This window comes from Paenibacillus kribbensis (genome assembly GCF_001705305.1).
In the GTDB taxonomy this organism is placed as follows: domain Bacteria; phylum Bacillota; class Bacilli; order Paenibacillales; family Paenibacillaceae; genus Paenibacillus; species Paenibacillus kribbensis_B.
The window spans coordinates 1-24,265 of record NZ_MCBP01000019.1 but is presented as its reverse complement, the minus strand read 5'-3'; the positions used below and the strand labels follow the sequence as shown (position 1 = coordinate 24,265).

Here is a 24,265-nt window from a genome sequence, read left to right as displayed (position 1 = left end):
GCTACTTATTGAATTCTGCCATCGTCCGTTCAAAAGGATGACTCAAGCTATATTCCAAAGCGCTGCACGTATCTTCTATCATCCCGGTTAACGAATCTTTTTCCTTCTTGGGGAAGGTCCCCAGAACGTAATCGACAATAGCATGTCCAGGCTCTGGACGAGAAATGCCCATACGAATCCGGTTGAAGGATTGTGTTCCTGTATGCTGAATGATTGATTTAATGCCGTTATGGCCGCCTGCGCTGCCTTGATAACGCAATCTTATTTTACCAACCTCTGTATCCAGATCATCATACACGACGATCAAATCTTCGAGATCCGCTTTATAGTAGTCCATATAAGCACGCAAAGACTCGCCTGAGAGATTCATATAAGTCATCGGCTTGATCAGCACGGTTTTCACGCCGCCGATATGTCCCTCTCCAATTAACGCCTTGCATTTGCTTTGATTGATCTGGATGTTATGACGTGAGGCCAGTGCATCGAGCGCCATAAATCCCACATTATGTCTCGTTTTCTCGTATTGGGGACCAGGGTTACCCAATCCTACAATCCACTTCATGAACCGTAACACCCTCTTTCGAAGTCTGTATTTTTTGGTAAAATAGTTGTATTGAACAGGAAGGTGCGTGCCGGTATGCTCAATCAGGGTGATAGCCTCTTATACGACAGCCATTTTCTATATCATTTAAAACATTCCGTTCCTGTCCAGATTTATGACGGGAATGTGCACATCCAGATTGGCATCATTGCACGTTTTAATGAGCATTTTGTCGAAATAGAGGACACGCTATACAATCGTCAACGCTTCACATTTATATCTCGGCCAGGCTTTTAGCCTGACATGCTGATAGGGGTTACCTTTTCCGAATGGAAAAAGCAACCCCTTTTTAATGAGCCAGCGCTTATTCGATTTCAAACAGTTTGCTGATCGATAATTCCTCATGCACACGGATGATGGCTTCTCCCATTAACGGAGCCACAGACAGAATCTTCAGCTTGCTTGTCGGATTCGGGTGAACGATCGGAATGGTATCCGTCACGACCACCTCTTTTAATGGCGAATTCTCCAGTCTTTCCATTGCAGGACCGGACAGCACCGCATGTGTACAGCACGCATACACGTCTTTGACGCCGCCCTCTTTAAGCGCATTTGCACCCAACACAATCGTTCCGGCTGTATCAATGATATCATCAATTAAAATAGCCGTTTTCCCCTCGATATTCCCGATAATGTTCATGACTTCACTGACATTTGGCTCTGGACGACGCTTATCAATAATAGCGAGCGGCGCACTCAGGAAGTCCGCCAGTTTGCGCGCACGAACAACCCCGCCATGATCGGGTGAAACGACAATCGGGTTCTCAATTTGCTTGGAACGGAAATATTGGGCCAAAATTGGCGCTCCCAGCATATGATCCACTGGAATATCAAAGAATCCCTGAATCTGCATGGCATGCAAATCCATACTGATTACGCGGTGAGCTCCCGCCTTCTCAATCAGGTTGGCGACAAGCTTCGCTGTAATCGGATCACGCGAACGGGCTTTACGATCCTGACGAGCGTAACCGTAATATGGCATAACGACATTGATGCTTTTCGCGGAAGCGCGTTTAAGTGCATCAATCATAACCAATAGCTCCATCAAATTATCGTTAACCGGCAGACAAGTCGACTGCACAACGTACACATGGCAGCCGCGAACGCTTTCCGACAGCTTAACCTGAATTTCACCGTCACTAAACGATGTGGTATGGGATTCCCCCATTGGGATTCCGATGTAGTCCGCAATCTGGTGGGCTAACTTCGGATTGGAGTTACAAGTAAATATTTTGAGTTTGGAATCGCAATAAGTCATTAATAGAAACCCTCCGTGCTGGTTCATTCATTACAGATTCAACAGCTTGCTGATTAAGGTCATTCCGATCTTTTTTTCTTCGCTTTGGCACGCGCGCGGATTTTATCCGCATATCCGGCTTTGTTCTCTTGACGTGGTCTGGCAATGGCCAAATCATTATCAGGGACAGCATGCGTTACAGTGGAGCCTGCTACGACATAAGCCCCTTTTCCAATCTTAATCGGGGCGATCAGATTCACATTGCTGCCAATAAAGGCATCGTCTTCAATTTCTGTAATGGATTTATTATATCCATCATAATTGACCGTTATTGCCCCGCAGCCAATATTTACGTTTGTTCCCACCTTGGCATCACCGACATAGCTCAAATGAGACACCTTGGAGTGATCCCCAATGGTCGCATTCTTCACCTCAACAAAATCACCGATCTTCACATGTTCGCCAAGCTTCGCACCTGGACGCAGATAAGCAAACGGACCTACAGACGTGCTGCTTCCCACTTCCGCTTCGTTCAACACTGAATGTTTTACCGTTGCGCCCGAATGAACAATCGTATTTTGAATCTCAGCCTGCGGCCCAATGACGCAATCTTCGCCAATTTGCGTCTGACCATGCAGCCATGTGTTCGGGTACAGCACCGTATCGGAACCAATGACAACCTCGCTCCCGATGTAGATAGAGGACGGATCAATGATTGTGACACCATTCAACATGTGCTTGCGAACGATACGTTCACGCATATAGCCCTCAGCCACCGACAAAGCGACTCTGTCGTTTACACCGATGGATTCCGACACATCAGCTGTCAAATACGCCTCGATCTGCTCACCTTCGCCATGCAAAATACCAATGACATCTGTCAGGTAGTATTCCTGCTGCGCATTGGTGTTCGTTACCTTGTCCAGCGCTGTGAACAGCTTGGCATTGTCAAAACAGTACGTTCCCGTGTTGATCTCCCGAACAGCATCCTCCTCAGGTGAGCAATCCTTCTGCTCCACGATTTTGAGCACAGCTCCTGAGGCGTCACGGATAACTCGTCCATATCCTTTCGGGTCATCCAGCTCAGCAGTCAGAATCGTAGCAGCCGCTCCGCGGCTTTCGTGCAATTGCACCAAGCCCTCCAGCGTTTCCGCTGTGATCAGCGGAGTGTCTCCACAGATGACGATGGTCGTACCTTTCTCCTGACCGAGCAAGTCTTTGGCCTGCTTGACGGCATGGCCTGTTCCCAATTGCTCTGCCTGAAGCGCATATTCTGCTGATGGTCCCAAGTAAGACTGTACCGCTTCTGCACCATGGCCCACGACAACTACACTTCGGGACACCCCGATTTCACGAACCGTGTCGAGCACATGGCCAACCATCGGTTTTCCGCACACCGGATGCAGAACTTTATATAATTTGGATTTCATACGTTTTCCCTGCCCTGCGGCAAGAATGACTGCCAACCTTTCCAACAAGTCCAACCTCCTATCCTGAAAATAACAGTTACCCCTTGGCTAAATCGTTAATTCCCAGATCAGATTTTGCTTAACTTTTCACAATCCTCCTGAAAAATAACGGCGAACCTTTGGTTAATGGCTATTTTTTCAGGCCAGCTTGTGCTGGACATTCATCCCCGGGACGCATAGCTGCACAGTCCCTGTCTTATGAAAAAGCCGCTTCGGCAGCCCGGATGACTCCAAGTTGCCTTAAAACTGACTGTTAACTCACTAAAGAATATATCTCATTCCAGCCAAAAAGAAAAGAGAGCCACAGTTAGTGGCTCTCTTTTTCTTTTGTACCCCAATCCTGCTTTAGGCGAATTAAGCGCCTTCTTCAATAGCGACTTCTTCATCCACAGCTGCGCGTTCGTACTCAGTCAAAACAGCAGCCTGAATCTTCTCACGGGTTCCTGAAGATATTGGGTGAGCGATATCGCGAAACTCTCCGTCCGGGGTTCGTTTGCTTGGCATAGCTACGAACATTCCGTTATTACCGTCGATAACTCGGATGTCATGAACAACAAACTCGTTATCAATCGTAATGGATGCAATCGCCTTCATTCTTCCCTCTGAGTTCACTCGGCGAAGTCTAACATCCGTAATCTGCATGTGTGTTTCACCACCTTTTTCCAAATAGGACTTGGTGTAATATTCCACACAGCAATTCGAATTCCTTCTTTTTTTGGACAATTCGTATCCTAAATTCAGGTAATTTTTTTGAAAAGATTTCTTTTCGACATATTTAGGTATTTTATGATGGATTGTGACAATTTACTGCCCTGCCAAGTCATCAAAATAATTTCCCAGCTTGACTGTAATTTGTTTGCTTCGGGAATCGACTGCGGTCAGATTAGCCAGTGAAATATAATCGTGCAGCAGGCGCTCTTCATTCTCAACCTCGCCCGATTCCACCAGCACACCTACTCCGGCTACCTCAGCGTCAAACTCGGCCAGCAAATCGACCATTCCCTGAATTGTTCCGCCTGCCTTCATAAAATCATCTACGATGAGCACACGCGATTTCTCTCGCATCGCACGTCTGGACAAAGACATCGTATGCAGGCTCTTTTGCGAGCCTGAAACATAATTAATACTTACAGCCGAGCCTTCTGTCACCTGATGGTCACGCCGTACGAGAACGACTGGCAGATTCAGCTGCGCTCCCGTTGCATAAGCGAGTGGAATCCCCTTGGTCTCCACCGTCATCACCACATCAATCTGGCGATTTGCAAAAGCGGTCGCAAATATTTTGCCAGCCTCGTTCATCATCGCCGGTTGGCCCAGCAAATCGGACAGATACAGATATCCCCCCGGCAATATGCGATCAGGCTGTTCCAATTGGGCACACAGGTCGTTCGCAAACGCAAGTGCATGCTCCTTGGAAAGCCTTGGAATGAGCTTGACGCCCCCTGCCGCTCCTGCAAGCGTCAGAAGCTCGCCAATGCCCTCATCCTCGAATACTTCCTTGATAATGGCCAGATCCTCGCTTATAGATGACTTGGCCGCCCCATAGCGATCCGCAAAATGAGTAAGAGGCACCAGCGTATGCGGCCGTGATAACAAAAATTGCGTCATTTCCACCAATCGTGAGCTTCTTTTAAGTTTCTTCACAACAATTCCTCGCGATCTATTCTCCTGCCGCCCGCTTCGTACAGCAAAGCACCGGCGGACTGGCCGGTTGCTGGCGGAATGTAAGTGGTATAGTAAAATCCGAATATTTAATAGTAAATATATCATCTTCGTACGTATTTGTACAACAATTACCACTATAATTGGCAAAAAATAATTAAAATCAGGTCAAAAGTCGTACTGCATACACATCTTTACAAAAACCTCTCAGGCCGTTGTAAATCCGCGGCACTTTCGCTTCCTTCGACACTAGTCCGAATACCGTAGGTCCACTGCCTGACATCAGCACACCATCTGCCCCCAACCGGATCATGGAGTTTTTGAGATGCTCCACTTCTGGATAGAGCTTCAGCGTTACATCCTCCAGAACGTTCCCCAATGCATCGCATACCTCGGTAAAAGAAGCGTTGCGGATCGCATTCTCCATTTGCCGGGCAGACGGATGGTGCATAATCTGGTCCGCTTTGACACGGCCGTACACTTCTGCGGTCGATACATTTATCGGCGGCTTGGCAAGAATCACCCAGCATTGGGGCGGGTTCGGAAGCGGCTTGAGCAGTTCTCCGCGTCCGCTCGCTAAAGCTGTACCCCCTGTAATACAGAAAGGCACATCTGAGCCCAGCTCCGCACCCAGCACTCTTAATTCCGCATCCGAAATGCCAAGCTTCCACAGCCTGTTTAATCCACGCAGTGCGGCAGCGGCGTCACTGCTTCCGCCCGCCAATCCTGCTGCCACCGGGATATGCTTATCCAGATGGATATGCACCCCCGTAGACACGTTATAACGTTCCTTAATCAGACGTGCAGCCTGAAAGGCCAAATTCTTTTCATCCAACGGTATGTACCCGGCCTGGCTCGAAATAATAATAGTGTCACGCGGTAACTCGGACATCGTCAAACGATCGGACAGATCGACCATGGTCATGATCATTTCGACCTCGTGATATCCATCATTCCGCTTGTGCAAAACATCAAGCATTAAATTAATTTTCGCCGGTGCTTTTTCGTATATTTTCAAGGCGTTCACCCACCTTCAACTTTTCCCTCAAGACAGCTTAACATATTATATCAGACTCAGCGTGTCAAGTCATGAGGTTCAAAAAAGCGGAGATTACCCGGTACAGACCGGATATCCCCGCTTTTTCATAGCACCACCGATGATTACGATTTGCGGGAAGCTGCCTGCTCCGCAAGCTGAATGGCCCGCTTGACCATATTGCCCGCATCTTTGGCTTTAATGCCTCCCCAGCCCTCTTCCTTGACCGTATCGTAAAACCCGAGATCCTTGGCCAGCTCGTACTTTAGCTCCTCCGACATAACGCTCCGTCTTCTTCGGCTCATGCATACGCCTCCTTCGGCAATGGAATAAGGAAGATCATTCCCGCCTTAGTATGCGCAGAGATGCCAAGCTTTATCCTGTTCCACATATACAAAACGACCTCGTCATTTGGAATGACGAGGCCGCCGTTAAACCTGCAAAGCTGGTATAAATTACGTAAAACCAATTAAGGTGCTTCAAAATACTCGACTACACTTGTATGGGAGTCGGGATCATATACAGTGACCTCCACCGACTCGGTAAGGATGTCAGCATAGCTATAGGAGACACGTTTAAACGTTTGTTGCTCCTGATCCAGCTTGACGATAAAAACAGAAGGGTACGTTTCTTCCAAGACACCAGTTCGTTCGACGGTCTTACGGCGTCCGCCGTTAGCCCGCAGCAAAATTTTTTGCCCTACATGTGCGTCGAGACTGCGTTTGATTTCCAACAGCGTATTTTTTGCCATTGCCTAACGACCACCTCTTTCCTTGTCCATTATAACGAATTTTAGAGAGATTGTCAAATCAAGCTAAATATTATAACAACACAAAAAATAAGTTGTCAATTTAAATTTTTGCGAACAGGAATGGTCCGTATAAAAATGACAAAAAGCCCCTGTATACAGAGGCTTTTGTTCAGGCAAATTTTATTCAGCATTAGCACGTTCAAATCCTAGATAGCGGAAGGCGTTACTTTAAGGGTCGACAAATTTTCAAGCTTGGGCAGGCCGATGCGATAACTTCCCCGAGTTTCGATACCACCCACTCCACGGCTGCCACTGATCGTCTGGTGAAACAGGTCGCCCATGTTGACCGTATCTCGGATTGACGTAAAGGCCGCCTTGGCAGCCACGTAAACCGGGTCCAGCGCATGAATCAGGATTCGGCCCGGTGAACTGGCGAAATTCGCTCCTGCACGCAGCAGAGCCTCAAAATGGGACTGGCACGCCCCCGCCACAATCGTCAGTGAATCCAGATGACGTTCATATTGTCTGGCTACCTGAATCGCAGCCACAAAATTTTGCGAATTTTTGTAGCTTTTCAGACTGTACAGGTCATAAGGCTGCGGCTGCTTCAATACACCGTCATGTCCAGTAATAACTACGATATCCGGACGGATGCGGGGAAGCAGTCGGTACAACGTGTCGGCCATCGCCGATTCATGAACGTGATGCCCCTCTGCGGGAACACGGAGCTGCTCATATAGGCTGAGACATTTTTTCAAGTAGCCAGGGTCTCCATCCAGATGAAGTACCTTACCGGGCATTTCAAAGTATGTCGACTCTACCGGATCACTCCACTCGCCAATCAGAGCCGCCTGACTGCGGGCAGCTTGCCGCTGTCTTGCCTGCTGCAGCAGATTAAGAGACTCTCCAGCCTTAATATGGGCCTGCCGAGTCTTACCGCTAACCTGGTCCGCAGGCACCTTGACCAGATCGTTCACCGGGGAATCGGCCAGCAGCCGAAATTCCGTCCCCTTGATGATCGCTTTATCCCGCTGGATGTCCTCAACGCGAAACGTGACATCTCCGCCATACGATTTTCGAACGACCAAGTCTCCTAAAATCATCACACTGTATCACCCCTCCTATATCGTATGGGTGAATGCACAGTTTGGTTACAGCTTAGGAAATCCCGGCCTCCAGCAGCACGGCGCTGAGACGCGCAAATTCCTCAATGCTTAGCGTTTCTCCCCGACGGGAAGGTTCAATACCAGCCTGCTGCAACAACGGCTCCAGCGCGTCCCTGTTCTCTTTGGTGAAGAAGCGGCTTTTCAAGTTATTGGAGATCGTTTTGCGACGCTGGGCAAAAGCGGCATGAATGACCTCAAAAAAGTGCTTCTCATCCACCACCTCCACTGGAGGGGTTTCTCGCACACGCAGACGAATCACTGCCGATTCTACATTCGGCTGGGGAATGAACACCGTATTCGGTACGATGCAGACCAGCTCAGGCTCGCTATAATATTGCACTGCAATGCTCAGGCTGCCATAATCCTTCGTACCTGGAGACGCAGCCATACGCTCAGCCACTTCCTTTTGGATCATGACCACGATATTCTCCAGAGGAAGCTTGTCCTCCAGCAGCCTCATCAGAATCGGTGTAGTGACGTAGTACGGCAGATTAGCCACCACGCTCACTTTACTGACCCCTGCAAAATCAGAGGCGAACACCTCTCGCAAATCCAGCTTCAGCACATCTCCGTGACGCACCTTCACATGCTCATAAGGAGCCAGCACTTCCTCGAGAATAGGCAGCAGCCGCTGATCAATCTCGACAGCAGTCACGACCTTGGCCGATTGCGCCAGCTTTTCGGTCAAAGCACCAATCCCGGGACCGATCTCAAGTGCGCCCTTGGTGTCATCCAATCCGGCAGCACTCACGATCTTGTTCAGAATATTTTGATCAATCAGAAAATTTTGTCCCAAACTCTTTTTGAACGAAAAACCGTGCCGCTGAATAATTTCCTTCGTACGCCTCGGTGTTGCTATATCTTGAATCCCTGTCATACGGATATCACAATCCTTCACTTTCGATTTGTGCCAGCGCACCGGCAAATTCCTCACGGCTGATCTGAAATACAGCGAGCCGTTTATGCAGCTGCTTTCCGTTACAATAGCCAATACCCAGTACATTGCCGAGCGCCATACGGCGCGCAGCAGCATTTGGGTGGGTGATAAGTCCGGCGTCAATCAAATCCGCCCACTCAATCAGCGGATCGGCTCCTTCCACCGTCGTATGTACTCGTGCGAGGGCGTGTCTGATGGCCTCGGGTGAAGCATTCTCCACCCCAATATCCCCTTTACGCGTCGCTTCCGCCTCAGGTATAAAGGCCTGCTTACAGCCGGGTACCTTGGAGGCAATAATTTTGCGGATGCGCTCTCCTGCATGATCGGGATCGGTCAAAATAATGACACCCCGCCGCTCCTGCGCCAATGCAATTTTGCGCAGCGTCATTTTATTAATGGCAGAGCCGCCCGTTTCTATTGTGTCCGCTTCAACAGCACGACGAATAGCCACTGTATCATCCCGACCCTCGACCACGATCACTTCCTTGATCATTTGCGTTTCCCTCCACTGCTACACAGCATGCTATATTATCTTTCCCTGCTTTTGAAAACAAAATAAGAAGAGGATATCCTCTTCTTAGCATGGCATAACTATGATGTTAATACTATCGCATTGCCCTGAACATACACAAGCCGTTTTAGTTCATTTCAGGCTTTACCGGCCCGATTACATATACGGTTTTACCGTGTTTACGACCAAATTGATTAGCCCGGCTCAAACTCTCATAATACACATCGATTTTGTGGCCTTTAATGGCGCCACCGGTATCCTCCGCACGGCGGAAGCCCACCCCTTCAATATACACCCACCAGCCGATTGGAATGATGCTTGGATCGACAGCGATGGTACGCCCTTCCGTGACACGTGTACCAGAGGCGGTACGTGTACCGATACCTGGCTCCTGTGAGGAGTACGCCGTCATGGAGACGTTTTGCAATACTTTGCTGTATTTAAAATCTACACCCGCTTTACGGACAGCATTGCCCGAACTCACCTGTGTCACCTTACCGGCATCTTCCGGACCGACAGAAGCAGCCAGAACGACCGGTTTTTTCTTCGTTCCTACGGCAATTACCTTATCCACACGCTTCTGTGCGACTTCCTTGTTGACCAGCTGCTTGGATACCAATTTTCCGTCATGATATACCTTCTGAACGTGCTGGACGACAACACCTGATTTACCGCTTTGGAGGACCCTATTATCGCCTTTATAGAGACTCGGATCGGACGTTTTGATGACCTGATAAGGCACCTGTTTCTTCTGTTCGACCTGCTGTTTCTTCACGCGGACGATTTTTATGTCCATGTTAGACGAAACAGAAGTGTCGAGCGCGGGATAAACCTTATCATTTGACGATAATTTATAGCCCGAAGTGCGAATAGCACCCTCTACTGTATTTTCTGTTGTGTACAGCTTTTTCGTCTCATTGCCTGAGGTCACTTTAACTTGATTGGCACGTTTGATAATTACGCGATCCCCATCCTGTATGGCTCCGTTCAGCGGCATAGAAATCGTATCATGCGGCTGCACTGAAATGGAATGCTCATTGAGCAAATCTTGGAGCTTGGATTCCCGGGTTTCTACCGCAGATGCCTTACCATTGATGACAAAAAAGACCTGTTTCTTGGATTGAGTGTACACCAGAATTGAAATCATAATCGTTAGTGCAATTAGAAAAATAGCAACCAAAGCAGCCTGGCGCACATTTTCCTTCTTCCAACGTAATACGTAAGACATGCTGGATGAGCGTGACTCATGGGTCTCCTCTTTTTGGAAAATGCCCATTTCCTCCGTCCTCCTTACATAGCCCGCCGTCTAGAGTAAGACATAGTTGAGATTTGACGTGACTATAACAGATTTTCTACAAGACAAGCCCGTACTGCGACTGTCCTGCACCATGTACCCGTCTTCGCGGCATGCTGTCCTCCTCTGTTTAATCACAGTATGATGACAGATTTTCTTTTATTCACAAACAAAAAAAGCCAGAGAAAGAGACTAGAGAGCTCTTTCGTGGCTTCCGGCATGTAGTGAATATGCGGAAAAATCATGCACGAGATGGCTTCTCTCTTGTTTACGCTTACGGGGTTAGCTGTCGGGTTCGGACGTAGAGAGTCGCCCTAGCTTGGGTCAACCGCTCATGGCGGTCGCCTTCACATTCACCCCGAAGACCCAGAAAGAAATCGAAATATGGCTTGACGGACTTGCAGTAAGCCATACCGGTTCCCCCGTTCCCTGTAAAAGGGACTCAGCGAGACTGGTTCATGAAATGACTTGTTGGAGTTTACATTCAATCAACAATTCACTGAAAAGATGATATCCTGTTTCTATGCATGTTGTAAAGCGGGTTTCAAGTACATTTTTCAAAATATTCGGTTAAAATATTGTAATATTCTCGAGTTTCCTGCAACAAATTTATGATTAGCTCCGTCTATCTCATTATTTTGGTTGGTTTCTTCTCTTTTTCATCTGATGTCAAATCGTTCCAAGGCATTTTGGGTCGTTATGGACACCAATTCCTCCACTGTAATCCCCTTGATTTGGGCAGCCGCCTCTGCCACCAGCCTCACATGTGCAGCCTCATTTCGTTTTCCACGAAATGGATGAGGTGTCAGATAAGGTGCGTCCGTTTCAATGAGCAGACGGTCCAGCGGAACCTGTGCAAGCACCTCTTTGGGCTGCTTTGCATTTTTGAACGTAATTGGCCCACCGAAGGAAAGGTGAAAGCCCATATCCAGCACCATTTTAGCTGTCTCCCAGCTTCCGGAGAAGGAGTGCATGACTCCGCCAACCTCGCTCGCTTTTTCCTCACGTAAAATCTTAATAATATCTTCATGCGCATCCCGGTTATGGACAACAATGGGCATATTCAGCTCCCGAGCCAGACCGATTTGATTTCGAAGCACCCGATGCTGTACATCCTTCGGTGATGTATCCCAATAATAATCCAGACCAATCTCCCCGATGGCAACAACTTTTTTGTGACTGCATAACGATGCAATCCACTCCAGGTCGCCCTCCTGCATTGTAATGGCATCCACAGGATGCCATCCGACTGCCGCATATATAAAATCATACGTCTCGGCCAATTTCATCGTGGATGGAATCGTCTCACGATTAAATCCGATATTAATCATCCGGGTTACTCCCGATTCGACAGCACGTGCTATAACTTCTTCACGGTCTTCGTCAAATTGCGGCGCATCCAAGTGAGTATGAGTGTCGAATAATTCCAAGGTATTGATCTCCTTTTTTCACTTTCATTGTTATATAGTTGTCTATTGTTTGACAAAATAATTCCTTATTTCGGCAGGAAGCCTGTCTTTTACCCCATTCAATTTATTTTGGGGATAATACATGTGATATTTTCCCCGGTGAATGCCACTAATCGAGCGCACAATTTCCGAAACTTCGGAAATCTCTCTCACCTCACCCTGACGTCCAAGCAGTAGAATCTGATTGTCCGTCGAGCCACCCTTCCGAAACACATCATAAGGAAGATCGGTTGGAAAATCAATTTCAAGATCATATTCCGGGTGCAAACCAGCCTCAGCCAAAGCTCCTCGAATACTGTCAATGGTATCTGTATCCATGTTATCAATCTCTACATATTTATACAATTTACGATCCATAAAACGAGTGCTCAAATCGCTTAAAATGTTGTCCTTTTCTCGTCTCCACTGGCTGAATACCGTCTGAATCAGAGACTCATCAAGCATCAGATATTGTTCTACTGTAAGGTCTCCCTTCAGAAGGTCCGGAAGCGGGTCCAACAGAAAACCAAACTCATATCCGTTTTTAAACAATTCCTTCGCCCGCTTGAAAATTTTACGCAAAAGGATCTCCGAGCTGCGTGTTACAGGATGAAAATAAATTTGCCAATACATCTGGTAGCGTGACATCAAATAATCCTCTACCGCATGCATGCCAGACTCCTTTACGACGATTCTCCCATTATGTGGGCGCAACAGCCGCAAAATACGATCCAAGTCAATGGTGCCGTAGTTGACACCTGTCGAATGAGCATCCCGCAGCAGATAATCCATACGATCGGCATCCAGCGGACTGGTTACCAAATTGACGACGATTGGCTTGTCATACGTTTTGGCAATGACCGCAGCCACCTTTTGCGGAAGCTCCTCATCGACCTGCCGCAGTACGGCGTTGATCTTTGTATCCCCTAATACAATGCGACACGTCCAATCCTCATGGTTCATATGAAAGGCTTCTTCTATGGAATGCGAAAATGGACCGTGCCCCACATCATGCAACAAAGCGGCGCACAGAGCAACCAGCCTTTCCTCCTTTGGCCAATCGGGAAAATCCCCGCGTTCAAATTGGGAAATAATACGTCTCGTAATTTCATATACGCCTAATGAATGTGAAAAACGACTATGCTCCGCTCCATGAAACGTAAGATAAGATGTACCCAGCTGCCGGATGCGGCGTAACCGTTGGAACTCCGGCGTGTTAATCAACCGCCATATCGCTGTATCCTGAACATGGATATAGTTATGTACCGGGTCTTTAAAAACTTTTTCTTCACTAAGTGGCTGGTGCAAGATATCAACTCCTTTAATTTTCGGAATAATGGATTAAAATACATTAAAATCCTAAATCGTTTCCCTCATTCGACATCGTTTGTCGTAATATGTCGAATCATGACTTTTAGGCATTTCCAAATCGACAAAAGTGATAAATCATCTGTAAAATAAGGTAATTGACACGAATCAAGCTCTTTAATCTAAATATTTTTGCATAATCAGCCTGTTACTACTTTTTTTAGGTTGACTGTTTTGGGAATCGTTGGTATAGTAATTATCAGAAAAGAGAAAATTTTGTCGAATCATGACACTTATATTATTTTAATTGGCGAGAGGAGCCTGATTTATTATGATGAAATCCACTGGTATTGTAAGAAAAGTTGACGAGCTCGGACGTGTTGTTATTCCAATCGAATTGCGCCGTACTCTGGGAATCGGAGAGAAAGACGCTTTGGAAATTTATGTTGATGGCGAGCGCATCATGCTTAAAAAATACGAGCCTGCTTGTATCTTCTGCGGCAATGCTGAGAACGTAATTTACTTCAAAGGAAAAATTGTTTGCCAAGATTGCATTTCTGAAATCCCAACACCTGTGACAAACTGAGAATTTTAGTATATAATAGACTTATCAAAGATTGTTAATTCTAACCTTTTTCATATATACTCCTTGTTGCCTTCCACGGTTTGAACCCAACCGTTGGAAGGCCCTTTTTTGTCCGGACAAGTATTCACAGCAGTGCGTTGTAAACATCTCTCTTGGAAATGGAGCGATCCGCGGCTGTACGCTTCATCGCATCCTTGCGTGTAATACCCTCTGCCTCGTAATGAGCGACGTGGGCCTCCAAGGATAAGGTCTGCCACCATGCCTGACGCTCCTGCTCCTCTTCCGCTTCGTTTTTTCCCTCAACGACCAGACAATATTCACCAATCGGTGGATACTCCTCCAGTTTAGCAAGGCATTGCTCAACCGTTCCCCGCACCCATTCCTCATGCAGCTTGGTCAGCTCACGCGCAAGCACCACTTTACGTGATCCCAATGTTTCCTTTAATACCGTCAGTGTCTTCACAATACGATGTGGAGATTCATAAAAAAGAATCGTACCGTGAGATACCTGAAACGATTGCAGCAGCTTCTCGAGGTCCTTTTTCTCCCGTGGTGGAAATCCAGCGAAGGTGAACCTTTCTGTATCCAGCCCAGAGGCAATTAAAGCTGATAATGCCGCATTCGCTCCTGGAATAGGAATGACGCTAATTTCTGCTTCCAGGGCCAGCTTGACCAAATCTGCACCGGGGTCTGAAATGGCTGGTAAACCGGCATCGCTGACCAGTGCCAAATTTTTTCCTTCTATTATATACCGTATTAACTCAGGCCCACTGGCAACCTTATTATGCTCATGATAACTGAAGAGCATTTCCGGCGTAATATCAAAATGTGTCAGTAGTTTGCGTGTCTGCCGTGTGTCCTCTGCCGCTATAATACTGCACGATTTTAAGGTGTTAATCGCCCTAAAGGTCATATCGTCCAAATTCCCAATCGGTGTTGCAACGAGATACAGCTTGCCTCGTTCTTCCTCACTGGTACTAAAGCTTTTTTGCACAGCTGCTTTCACACTGAATCCCCCTTGCTTACTTCCCCATAGATATCCCTTATTTCCTGAGTATAATCCCCATTTTCCTGATAAACAATGAGCGGGGGCAATAAGCGAACCTCCGGCTTACCGTCACGCAGCGCTTCGATCAGTACCATATTGGCCTCCATATGAGCCCGTGGGTGAACAAAACGAATCCGCTTCGGTTCCAGACTGTGAGCACGCATCAGAGATATAATTTCACCCAACCGCTGCGGGCGATGAACCATGGACACTTTTCCCCCGTTGCGGACGAGTCGGGTACACGCCTGAATGACGTCTTCCAATGTACAGCTAACTTCATGACGCGCAATGGCCTGATGAGGGTTCACCTTCAAATCGCTGCCGTTTAACGGCATATAGGGGGGATTCACGGTAATCGCATCATAAACACCATGTCCCGTAATTTGAACCAGCTCGCGCAGATCCCCTTCCCGAATCTGAATCGTTTCCTCCAATCCATTCAGGCTGACACTGCGTCTAGCCATATCCGCGAGACGTGGCTGAATTTCAATTCCCTCAATAGCCGCTTTGGTTCGTGTCGTAAGCAGCAAAGGAACAACCCCATTTCCTGTACACAGATCCAAAATCTTTCCTCGCTGCGGAATACCGGCAAACCGTGCCAGCAGGACTGCATCCATTGAGAAGCTGAATACCTCATCACTTTGAATAATACGCAGATTATGTGAAAGCAGATCGTCAATCCGTTCGGACTTCTTTTCATTTTCGTACATATGTGATCTCCCATCTTTTTTAACCGGAATCACTCTTACTTCCTTACAAAAAAGCCGTAGGCATCTTACTCCTACGGCTTGTTTTTATTTATTCAAGAATGACAGACAGAAGAGGCAATCGCCTTCTGTTCGCAAATGTCCGTAATACACGTTGCATATATGAAATCCTTCATGATACAGCCGTGCCAGATTGTCGTAGCCTTCGCCCACGACCTCGCCCGTTCCCTCTTCATCTTTAATGACGATTGGAGGAGGAAGCTTCGGTTTGCTCGCCGGCTTTTCTTCTCCAGAGGTTTCACGCTTGAGCATCTTGCGCACCTGTTCGTTTTCAATCGTTAGTCGTTGATTTTCCTCCAGCAGCTCTTTCACTGCCAGTTTCAATTCACCCAGATCGCTATACAACTGTCCCATTTGGGTTTCCATTTCGTGAATACGCGCAAAAACATTTAATTTATCCAAGTTTCCACCCCGAAGCAACCTAATGGTTTACTTGACGACTACATCGTCCATTGGAAGTTCCTTGACCTTGCTGATCTCAAACAATTGAACATGCACTGTACGATGACCTGCATTTACGCCTACAACCTTACCTTCCCCCAAAGAGGTGACCACCATCTTACCCACCTGAGGTAGCTCTTCCTTCATGCTCTCGTAGTTATCATGTTCGAACTTGAGACAGCACATCAATCTTCCGCACAACCCGGAAATCTTCGTCGGATTCAGCGACAAGCTCTGATCCTTCGCCATCTTGATAGATACCGGGTCAAAATCCCCCAGCCATGAGGAACAGCACAGAATACGTCCACATGGTCCGATCCCGCCGAGCATTTTAGCCTCATCCCGTACCCCGATCTGCCGCAGCTCAATCCGTGTACGAAAGATACTGGCCAAATCCTTTACAAGTTCTCGAAAATCCACCCGACCCTCTGCCGTAAAATAAAAAATGATCTTATTGCGGTCAAATGTAAATTCCACATCCACCAGTTTCATTTTAAGGCCATGGTCTTTAATTTTATTTAAACACGTACCGAATGCATCCTTGGCCGCCAATTTATTCTCTTCTACAACAAGAGCATCATCATCTCCGGCAATACGAATGACTTTTTTTAAAGGCAGGACAACATCCGAGTCATTTACCTCTTTTTTGCCCACCACAACCTTGCCATATTCAATACCGCGTGCGGTCTCTACAATGACGCAGTTTTCTTTCTCCACTGGAAGATCCAGCGGATCAAAATAATAAGTCTTGCCCGCCTTTTTGAAACGGACACCCACTACACTATACAAAAATTAACCCCCTTGTATGCCACTAAACCTCATTTGAAGCCGACATTGTACGAATGGCCGCAATTGAAGTCTCACTGTCGCACAAACCGGGAACCTGGCGTCGCGGATTGTGCAGAGTGGAACAAGCGCCTTCCTGTTAGCCGGTGATAGAACCGCTTGTATCGGACAACCCAATCAGAAGCTGCTCCACGCATAATTGCCCATTGACGTTAAAACGGAGCTTTTTTCTGCAATTCGCGGCCAAATCCATATAAGAGACCCATTGTTCCGTGCTGCGGGTGATTGCCAATTTGGAGACGGACTCCAAATGATCTATGAAAACAATGCTTTCGTGCCTTCCGTAACGGAAATGAAGCATATCTTTAAACCACAAATGAAACAGATGAAACAGAATATCCAGGTGTTCAGAAAGTCCAGTTTTAAAAATCTTCTGTTGAGCCAGAATAATGGACGAGCTCCCCCGGCTCATGGACTCCTTCACTAATTGTAACACTACGTTTCTAATTTCTGCAAACCAATTCTGCTGGAGAATTTCTCTACATGATTCCAGTCCCGAAGCAATATAAACCACCGACCGAACAAGCCCTGCCGTATAGCCTTCCCCAATCAACTCCTGCATCATCACTTCCGGATGCAAAGCATGAAAAGGAACCATCTGCGTCCGTGATTGGATCGTAGGCAGTAAAGCCTGTCCATTGTCAGAAATGAGTATGCCAACCACGGGTAACTGGGGCTCCTCCAGAAATTTAAGCAGGCTGTTTGCAGCCTGCACTGTCATGGTATCCGCTCGCTGGATGATATATACCTTCGGATTGGAGCTTTCTGATCTGTAAGAAAATATACGCTGAAGCCCACGAATCTGGTCAATTTTAATCGTAGCTCCATCTGGCTCTACAATATGCAAATCCGGGTGATTCCCGTGTTCTACCTTACGACATGACAAACACTCTCCACATGCATCATCCGTCCGCTCTTCACAAAATAAAGCCTTGGCAAAGGTCTGCGCCGTTTTCATCTGCCCGCTTCCCGGCGGTCCGCTAAAAACATAGGCATGGTTGACCGTGTGATTCCGTAGCGCGCTTTGCAGCATTTTTTTGGCTATATCCTGTCCCATTATATGTTGGAAAGACATAATTCCTCACTTTCACGTCTGCTCACATGCACCACATAGTCAAAAATAATCTGCCAGCATGATCAGCAAGCAGATTATTTCTTCGTGGCGACAGCCCGTTATATTCATTTATAGCATAACTCTGCATTAAAAAGAGAGATTAATCAGCAACCCTCTTATTTCACCGACTCCTTGCAAAAGCTCAATCTTGCCCTGCTCGGTTTCAAGCAACTCATCCGCCATTTTGAGCAATATCTCATCCACTTCATCGATTAGCTTGTAACGCTTGCTGCGCCCGCGCCGATCCCAGCCCTTCGTATCCTTCATAGATACGCCTCTCCGAACTGTATCCTCCAAAAACCGTTTGACCAGCATCTTGTAAGCCTTCAGCTCACGAATCGTCATTGAGCGTGCAAGACGATCTCCTTGCATTTGAATTTCCTTGAAGCGCCGATTCAATTCCTGCTGCGAAGCCTGCTCCCCATTTTGCTGCATAACATCGGAAAAACTCTTGGGCTGAATCGGCTTCGTGCTCATCTCATTTGTAGACAACGTACTTTGTAAAGGGCGATAGCCCGGATTTATTTTCATATAAACCTGCTTTCTCCCCGGATGCTTCCACTTTCCCCCTCTTCAACAGTTCAATCTGGAACTTAGGGGTCCCATCGGCTTTCCGGGGACTGCGCTTTGGCGCTGCCGTTTTAGTGGATTTGCCCTCACTCCCAATCATGTGAGCAAGAAATATGCATTTTCCCTATCATATCGGCAGAATAGGTTCTATTGTGTAGATTCAGAAATGCTCGAAACGGTCTACAGGCATCACGAACACCGTAGCTCCGCCCACCTGTACTTCAACAGGCAACGGCAGATAGGAGTCCGTCGTCCCGCTCATAGGAGTAACGGGTGTGACCAGCTGTTCACGAACCTTGCAACTGCTGCGAATGACATTCATCAACGAGTCCACCTGATTGTCATCGACACCGATCATAAACGTCGTATTACCTGCACGCAGAAATCCCCCTGTGCTCGCCAATTTCGTAGCACGGAAATTAGCTTTCACCAGTCCGCTGGATAATCTGTTACTATCCTTATCCTGTACAATCGCAATAATCAGCTTCATCCTGTACTCCTCCTTCAAGCCATATTTGGGACAACCTTGTCCCTAGCTCAATTTTACCGTATATCCTTCGACAATTACACGTTAAAATTCTGAATAAATCGCTTTTTCAGCAAATCCTTTAATACTTGCTCTACCTGCTCCGGTGCAGGAGATGCATCGACAATCGTAATTCGCTCCGGAAATTGACGAGCAAGCTCCAGATAGGCCTCTCTCACCTTATGGTGAAACGAAATGCTCTCCATATCGAGGCGATCCATTCCCTCTCCCCGTGACGCATTAATTCTCGCTAATCCCAACTCGGGTTCGATATCCAGATAAAAAGTAGCATCCGGCTCCCAATCGTCGACCGCAAAACGATTAATTGAAGCAACCTCATCTATCCCGATTCCTCTTGCAAATCCTTGATAGACCAAGCTGCTATCCACAAAACGGTCGCACAATACGATAGCTCCCTGTTCAATAGCCGGCTTTACCTTCTCCACCAAATGCTGGCGCCGAGCTGCCGCATATAAAAGCGCCTCTGTCCGGGCATCCATACTGGTATGGGCCGGGTCCAAAATGATAGAGCGAATCTTCTCAGAAATTTCGATGCCACCCGGCTCCCTCGTCGTGATGACAGGATGGCCTTCCTCCTCCATAAACTTCGCCAGTCGTTGGATCATGGTTGTTTTACCGGAGCCGTCTCCCCCCTCCAGCGTAATAAAAATGCCTTTGCGATTCATATCATTCCCTGCTTTCCAGCCTGAAAAATAAAAGTCACCCACAGGCTCGTATGCTTCTTTTATTCAGCCTTCTGTATTTGTTGAGTCTCTCGTACCTAATTTTTATTCTAAACGGAATACCCGAATCGTAAGCATACTTTCATCTGCTACTCCTTGCCACTTGGCTCCCAGCTCACGTAGACGCCTCATCCGCAGAGCATTCGCCTCCGTGATCTTCTCTCCTGCATACAGCAGCGGAATACCTGGAGGATACGGGATAATCATTTCCGCAGCTACCCTGCCAGCTGAGTCCTCTACCGACACGACCTCTATCTGTTCCGGGCTAATCGGTTGAAGTCCGAACTGCACCGGATTAGAGTAAACCGTCATACGATCATTGTTCCACGTGGAAAAATCCAAATCTAGTCCATGCTGCTCCAGCTCCATGGAACCCGACTCACCAGCCGCCTTCTTAAACCTTATATCATTATTTATATGCACAAGCGCCTGCAACAGGTGACTCGCATCTCTGACCGTAGAGCCTAACGTAAACAGTAAAACAACATGTTTTTCGTCACTCATCTCCGGAATACACCCGTAAGTCTCCAGCTCATGCTTTAGTCCAAAGCCATCCAATACAGCCAGTGTATCGTACAATACTATTTTAAATGGGTCCTGGGTTGAATACTCACTAGTCCTCTCCCCGTCCCCTTCCAAGCCCTCAGAGCTGTCCTTATGAGCTCCTTCCCCACGTTTTGCTTGCCGTGTAGGCTCTACCAAGCGAAAGCGTGGAAGCTGCTCCAGACCCTTTCTAAAAGCGTCCACCGCCGCCAAGCCCTTCGTAAAGGCTTCCTCGCCATGAACATCAATATGCCATCTTGCCAAATCCAGCGAGGCCATTAACGGATACGAGGGGCTGGAGCTTTGTACCATAGCTAGTCGCTGACGGAGCAGCTCTCGATGGACTCGCTCTCCCTGCACATGCAGCATGGCCCCCATGGTCATAGCTGGGAGCATTTTATGTGTCGACTGAACAACTACATCAGCCCCACAGGAGAGAGCAGAGGCTGGTAAACGAGAATGCAGCCCATAATGAGCGCCGTGTGCCTCATCTACCAATAGCGGCACATGGGCTGCATGGCAGGCTTTAGCCGTTGTCTTCAGATCATACCCCATCCCGTAGTAGTTAGGTAGCGTAAGCAGTACCCCTTTAGCCGAGGGATAGGCCTTCAGCGCAGCCTTTACCGTATCCGTCGACGGAGCAACCGCCAGCCCGCTAAGCGTATCTATTTCGGGCTCCATGAACACCGCAGTAGCTCCTGCCAGCATAAGACCATTTAGGACAGACTTGTGTACATTTCGCTGTACCAGCAGTACATCTCCCGGCCTTGTACATACTGTCAGAATCATAGCCAAATTACCGACCGTGCTCCCCCCAACCAGCCAAAAGCTCTCCTCCGCACCAAAACACTTCGCAGCCAGCTCTTGCCCTTCACGAATCACGTCTTCTGGGTGGTGCAAATCATCCAGTCCCGTAATTTCCGTCGCATCAATCGACATCACCTCTTGTAGCAGAGACGCGATATCTTCATGCTCATATACTTGTCCATTTTTGTGACCCGGTACATGAAAAGAAGCACTACCCTTATCCCGATAACGTATGAGGGCTTCCATTAATGGTGCATGTCCCGCCTTTTTCCCCATCCTTCTGCAATCCTTCCGAAACAAAGCTTTATATCTACCCTATTTTATCGTAAAATCAAGCAGAATCCTACTTTTACTCACAGAAAAAAAGGCCCGTATCGACAGGCCTTGGAATGCCAATCCTCTAAAGACTAGCCGACAAAGGATATTATGCATTTTTCTGAACCCAGATTTGCTTAAGTTGATCAATAAAAAAATGATATTTGGCGTCTGTTGCATCCGTGTGCACCATTTCTACTTCACACGCATCGCAGATAAACTCGGAAACGATAAAAATGCCTTCATGCTTGTGTTGGCCGCATATGATGCAGCGGTGGCCGTTTTGATCATGCATATCCATCCCACCTTGTTTCTTTTACTATTAGTATGGGGCACTTTCTACTATTTTAAACCTTTTCATAGCCCAGCTCGACGATATACTCTATATATATTCCCTCTGGGCCCTTATGGTGTTTGTACGCCGTATGTTTAAAAAAACTGCCGCCTATGCCGATATAATAAGAAAAGCTCCTAAGTATGGATACCCTTTCATGGGAGCCTTGTACACTTCATTAGTGATAGCTTTCCCTCTAATTATAGAATAGGTTAGCTAACGCTAGACGCCAATCATTCTGTACTTTTACAAAAAACGATTTGATGCTTGTTTAAAGCGGCATGAGCGAAGTACCGTCCCTTTATCCGGCTGTGGGCGGGAAGCCACTTGTGATGCAGTAGATTAATGAAAGGACTGTTTGCATGACAGAGGAAACCGGAACCAAAGCTACCTACTATCACTATAAGCTCATTAAAAAAATCAGTATACCGCGTCAGCTGATATGGAGCCACATCTCACTGCCTGTCATTATGCTTCTTTTTTTGCTTGTTGCCTTTTCCTGGACCAGCATTTTTTTGTTTGCCCTCGCTTTTTTCTTGACCTTATGGGTACACTTCGTCATTTCGCGATCTGTACTATTCATAGGCGGCGGAACAGCTTTCCGCAAACGCTGGACATTTCACCGCAAACTGCCTTGGCTGGGATATATGACAGACCAATACATAGGCTACAGTATCTTTCGTCGTGTACACATACATACACTCTGGATCGGTATTTGCTTGTCAGCTGTATTCATACTCTGGTCTCCACCAGCCTTTACTGTATCCTTACTCTTCTGGCATCTCTGGCTTATTGCACCGCGTCTATACATTCTAAGCCGGCTTACAGGCGAGAGAAAGGACGGCATGTTGAAGTTTACTGATGAAGATGCCTCCTATTATCAACAGTAAGTCCTGCCATTCATCTATCCACACAGATAGAAGGTCAGATCCGATCTGGCTATCCCCGATCATCTATTACCAAAAAAGGAGCAACCTCAACAGAGTCGCTCCTTTTTTACCTATACACAAATATATGAAAGGAAGCCACTCCGCTACTTCAACAGCAGTTTTGAGTGCTCCCTTATCTAATCTCTTCATTCAGTATTATACACAGCATTCTACCCGCATGATTTGGAACTAACAATGACATACAACATGTTTTGCGCTGCATGCCCTTGCACCCTTGTTGAAAATCGCGAGCTCACTAATTAAGGTCCACACTTTTGCTCTTCACAGCAGTCTTTCCATCCTTCGGAACCAATACAGTAAAAGAGCCATCATGTACAGACAAATGCACCATGTGCTTATTTTTCTGAAACACTTTCTGATTAGAAGTGGATAAATTCGGTTCCTCCGTCCAGCCCCAAGCCGCAATCTCCTCCAAATAAGGAGCAGGCAAGCTATCGCTTTCCTTCAACGCCGGTAGTGCATAGCGGACATAGTCCATATCCGAGTTGCTGCTGGCCCGATCCGTTTTACTAGCTTCTTTGGGAACCGGGAACGTCTTCTCGTTGGCTGCTCCCTCAAACGATGTCCAAGAAGGCTCCTCTTCCACGCACCCGGTAAGAATCGCGACAGCGACACTGAATAGCACCAATAGAGCAAGCCATTTATTTCGCCGCATGATCTTCCCTCCTTACCAGCCTGATTGATTATACAAATTCCACCATAGGAAGTTGCATAATTCTGCAATAATGCAGCGTGTGTATGGGATTCAATACCTATTATACAGGGTTTACTCTTACATTCCGTAACAAAAATGTTACCTTCCTTTTGTAAGGACGTTTCTAAAATATATGTATAAGCAAAAAAGAACCATAATCTCATTGAGATCATGGTCCTCTTTATCTGTTGCTTGGCAACGTCCTACTCTCCCAGGACCCTGCGGTCCAAGTACCATCGGCGCTGGAGGGCTTAACGGTCGTGTTCGGGATGGGTACGTGTGGAACCCCTCCGCTATCGCCACCAAACATGAATTTGCTTCGCAAATTCTTATTCAGGTATCAGCATCGCCAAATGCTGTGTGTTCGCTTGTCCAGCCTAAGCTACTTGAGCTTACGCTATATCAAACCTACACCCTGAAAACTGGATCCGAAACTCTATTGCGTCCTATCTTTAGGATAAGCCCTCGACCGATTAGTATTGGTCAGCTCCATGCATTACTGCACTTCCACCCCCAACCTATCTACCTCGTCGTCTTCAAGGGGTCTTACTAATTGGGAAA

General features: G+C 47.2%; 27 protein-coding genes, 2 rRNA genes and 1 riboswitch. Of the genes, 2 read left to right on the top strand and 27 right to left on the bottom strand.

The annotated features are described in order from the left end of the window. Position 1: 1 nt before the first annotated feature. The 14 genes from pth to BAZ21_RS24665 all read right to left on the bottom strand — a co-directional run bounded on the left by pth (position 2) and on the right by BAZ21_RS24665 (position 13,420). Positions 2-562 (bottom strand): aminoacyl-tRNA hydrolase, encoded by a 561-nt coding sequence (pth, locus tag BAZ21_RS24735; RefSeq protein ID WP_068505542.1) that lies wholly within the window; start codon positions 560-562, stop codon positions 2-4. Positions 563-905: 343 nt separating this feature from the next. Beyond that, entirely contained in the window at positions 906-1,859 is a 954-nt protein-coding gene (locus BAZ21_RS24725) for a ribose-phosphate diphosphokinase (RefSeq protein WP_068505540.1), read from the bottom strand. A gap of 59 nt (positions 1,860-1,918) precedes the next feature. Then, positions 1,919-3,316 (bottom strand): bifunctional UDP-N-acetylglucosamine diphosphorylase/glucosamine-1-phosphate N-acetyltransferase GlmU, encoded by a 1,398-nt coding sequence (gene glmU, locus BAZ21_RS24720; RefSeq protein WP_084011911.1) that lies wholly within the window; start codon positions 3,314-3,316, stop codon positions 1,919-1,921. 345 nt (positions 3,317-3,661) lie between these two features. Beyond that, the gene (gene spoVG / locus BAZ21_RS24715; protein ID WP_007428016.1) at positions 3,662-3,949 is read right to left on the bottom strand and encodes a septation regulator SpoVG; all 288 of its coding nucleotides are present in this window, start codon (positions 3,947-3,949) and stop codon (positions 3,662-3,664) included. 162 nt (positions 3,950-4,111) lie between these two features. Next, positions 4,112-4,951 carry a pur operon repressor gene (gene purR, locus BAZ21_RS24710; protein WP_068505538.1) on the bottom strand — a complete coding sequence of 280 codons (840 nt, stop codon included), beginning with the start codon at positions 4,949-4,951 and terminating at the stop codon, positions 4,112-4,114. Between the two features lie 181 nt (positions 4,952-5,132). Continuing rightward, positions 5,133-5,987 carry a 4-(cytidine 5'-diphospho)-2-C-methyl-D-erythritol kinase gene (ispE, locus tag BAZ21_RS24705; RefSeq protein ID WP_068505537.1) on the bottom strand — a complete coding sequence of 285 codons (855 nt, stop codon included), beginning with the start codon at positions 5,985-5,987 and terminating at the stop codon, positions 5,133-5,135. A 143-nt stretch (positions 5,988-6,130) separates the two neighbouring features. Further along, positions 6,131-6,310 (bottom strand): small, acid-soluble spore protein, alpha/beta type, encoded by a 180-nt coding sequence (locus BAZ21_RS24700; protein ID WP_007428013.1) that lies wholly within the window; start codon positions 6,308-6,310, stop codon positions 6,131-6,133. A 164-nt stretch (positions 6,311-6,474) separates the two neighbouring features. Next, on the bottom strand, positions 6,475-6,756 hold the full coding sequence (gene veg, locus BAZ21_RS24695; protein ID WP_007428012.1) for a biofilm formation stimulator Veg: 282 nt from the start codon (positions 6,754-6,756) through the stop codon (positions 6,475-6,477). A gap of 206 nt (positions 6,757-6,962) precedes the next feature. Next, positions 6,963-7,859: a sporulation peptidase YabG gene (gene yabG, locus BAZ21_RS24690; protein WP_068505577.1), complete on the bottom strand. Its 897-nt coding sequence runs from the start codon at positions 7,857-7,859 to the stop codon at positions 6,963-6,965. Positions 7,860-7,914: 55 nt separating this feature from the next. Next, the gene (gene rsmA / locus BAZ21_RS24685; protein ID WP_007428010.1) at positions 7,915-8,799 is read right to left on the bottom strand and encodes a 16S rRNA (adenine(1518)-N(6)/adenine(1519)-N(6))-dimethyltransferase RsmA; all 885 of its coding nucleotides are present in this window, start codon (positions 8,797-8,799) and stop codon (positions 7,915-7,917) included. Between the two features lie 7 nt (positions 8,800-8,806). Next, positions 8,807-9,352 carry a ribonuclease M5 gene (rnmV, locus tag BAZ21_RS24680; RefSeq protein ID WP_010349530.1) on the bottom strand — a complete coding sequence of 182 codons (546 nt, stop codon included), beginning with the start codon at positions 9,350-9,352 and terminating at the stop codon, positions 8,807-8,809. Positions 9,353-9,497: 145 nt separating this feature from the next. Beyond that, positions 9,498-10,646: a 3D domain-containing protein gene (locus tag BAZ21_RS24675; protein ID WP_068505536.1), complete on the bottom strand. Its 1,149-nt coding sequence runs from the start codon at positions 10,644-10,646 to the stop codon at positions 9,498-9,500. 274 nt (positions 10,647-10,920) lie between these two features. Next, positions 10,921-11,122, bottom strand: a riboswitch (cyclic di-AMP (ydaO/yuaA leader). 201 nt (positions 11,123-11,323) lie between these two features. Further along, positions 11,324-12,094 carry a TatD family hydrolase gene (locus BAZ21_RS24670; protein ID WP_068505535.1) on the bottom strand — a complete coding sequence of 257 codons (771 nt, stop codon included), beginning with the start codon at positions 12,092-12,094 and terminating at the stop codon, positions 11,324-11,326. Positions 12,095-12,136: 42 nt separating this feature from the next. After that, positions 12,137-13,420: an HD domain-containing protein gene (locus BAZ21_RS24665; RefSeq protein WP_068505534.1), complete on the bottom strand. Its 1,284-nt coding sequence runs from the start codon at positions 13,418-13,420 to the stop codon at positions 12,137-12,139. Between the two features lie 331 nt (positions 13,421-13,751). On the opposite strand from BAZ21_RS24665, the gene BAZ21_RS24660 reads away from it, so the two are divergent. After that, a complete protein-coding gene (locus tag BAZ21_RS24660; protein ID WP_007428005.1) occupies positions 13,752-14,006 on the top strand; it encodes an AbrB/MazE/SpoVT family DNA-binding domain-containing protein in 255 nt (84 codons plus the stop codon). Between the two features lie 124 nt (positions 14,007-14,130). Here the strand turns inward: BAZ21_RS24660 and rsmI are convergent, their stop codons facing one another. From rsmI to BAZ21_RS24610, 10 genes are all read right to left on the bottom strand, one after another. After that, entirely contained in the window at positions 14,131-15,012 is an 882-nt protein-coding gene (gene rsmI / locus BAZ21_RS24655; protein ID WP_068505533.1) for a 16S rRNA (cytidine(1402)-2'-O)-methyltransferase, read from the bottom strand. Continuing rightward, positions 15,009-15,764, bottom strand: coding sequence for a tRNA1(Val) (adenine(37)-N6)-methyltransferase (locus BAZ21_RS24650; RefSeq protein WP_068505532.1), 756 nt, complete (start codon positions 15,762-15,764; stop codon positions 15,009-15,011). The genes rsmI and BAZ21_RS24650 overlap by 4 nt, the downstream gene beginning before the upstream one ends. An 84-nt stretch (positions 15,765-15,848) precedes the next feature. Next, positions 15,849-16,223: a DNA replication initiation control protein YabA gene (gene yabA, locus BAZ21_RS24645; protein ID WP_010349522.1), complete on the bottom strand. Its 375-nt coding sequence runs from the start codon at positions 16,221-16,223 to the stop codon at positions 15,849-15,851. 27 nt (positions 16,224-16,250) lie between these two features. Then, on the bottom strand, positions 16,251-17,051 hold the full coding sequence (locus tag BAZ21_RS24640) for a PSP1 domain-containing protein (protein WP_068505531.1): 801 nt from the start codon (positions 17,049-17,051) through the stop codon (positions 16,251-16,253). Between the two features lie 136 nt (positions 17,052-17,187). Beyond that, the gene (gene holB / locus BAZ21_RS24635; protein WP_068505530.1) at positions 17,188-18,183 is read right to left on the bottom strand and encodes a DNA polymerase III subunit delta'; all 996 of its coding nucleotides are present in this window, start codon (positions 18,181-18,183) and stop codon (positions 17,188-17,190) included. Between the two features lie 126 nt (positions 18,184-18,309). Then, the gene (locus BAZ21_RS24630; RefSeq protein WP_025719053.1) at positions 18,310-18,753 is read right to left on the bottom strand and encodes a YaaR family protein; all 444 of its coding nucleotides are present in this window, start codon (positions 18,751-18,753) and stop codon (positions 18,310-18,312) included. A gap of 199 nt (positions 18,754-18,952) precedes the next feature. Next, positions 18,953-19,282, bottom strand: coding sequence for a cyclic-di-AMP receptor (locus BAZ21_RS24625; RefSeq protein WP_007427998.1), 330 nt, complete (start codon positions 19,280-19,282; stop codon positions 18,953-18,955). A 74-nt stretch (positions 19,283-19,356) separates the two neighbouring features. Continuing rightward, positions 19,357-20,004 (bottom strand): dTMP kinase, encoded by a 648-nt coding sequence (gene tmk, locus BAZ21_RS24620; protein WP_068505576.1) that lies wholly within the window; start codon positions 20,002-20,004, stop codon positions 19,357-19,359. Positions 20,005-20,106: 102 nt separating this feature from the next. After that, a complete protein-coding gene (locus tag BAZ21_RS24615) occupies positions 20,107-21,687 on the bottom strand; it encodes an aminotransferase class I/II-fold pyridoxal phosphate-dependent enzyme (protein ID WP_068505529.1) in 1,581 nt (526 codons plus the stop codon). Positions 21,688-21,835: 148 nt separating this feature from the next. Further along, positions 21,836-22,021: a sigma factor G inhibitor Gin gene (locus BAZ21_RS24610; protein ID WP_007427995.1), complete on the bottom strand. Its 186-nt coding sequence runs from the start codon at positions 22,019-22,021 to the stop codon at positions 21,836-21,838. 401 nt (positions 22,022-22,422) lie between these two features. On the opposite strand from BAZ21_RS24610, the gene BAZ21_RS24605 reads away from it, so the two are divergent. Then, entirely contained in the window at positions 22,423-22,950 is a 528-nt protein-coding gene (locus tag BAZ21_RS24605; RefSeq protein ID WP_068505528.1) for a hypothetical protein, read from the top strand. A 295-nt stretch (positions 22,951-23,245) separates the two neighbouring features. On the opposite strand, the gene BAZ21_RS24600 is transcribed toward BAZ21_RS24605, so the two are convergent. From BAZ21_RS24600 to BAZ21_RS24590, 3 genes are all read right to left on the bottom strand, one after another. Further along, a complete protein-coding gene (locus BAZ21_RS24600; RefSeq protein WP_007427993.1) occupies positions 23,246-23,665 on the bottom strand; it encodes a hypothetical protein in 420 nt (139 codons plus the stop codon). A 229-nt stretch (positions 23,666-23,894) separates the two neighbouring features. Then, positions 23,895-24,011: ribosomal RNA gene (gene rrf / locus BAZ21_RS24595) — 5S ribosomal RNA — on the bottom strand. A 146-nt stretch (positions 24,012-24,157) separates the two neighbouring features. Continuing rightward, positions 24,158-24,265: ribosomal RNA gene (locus tag BAZ21_RS24590) — 23S ribosomal RNA — on the bottom strand; the annotation flags it as partial.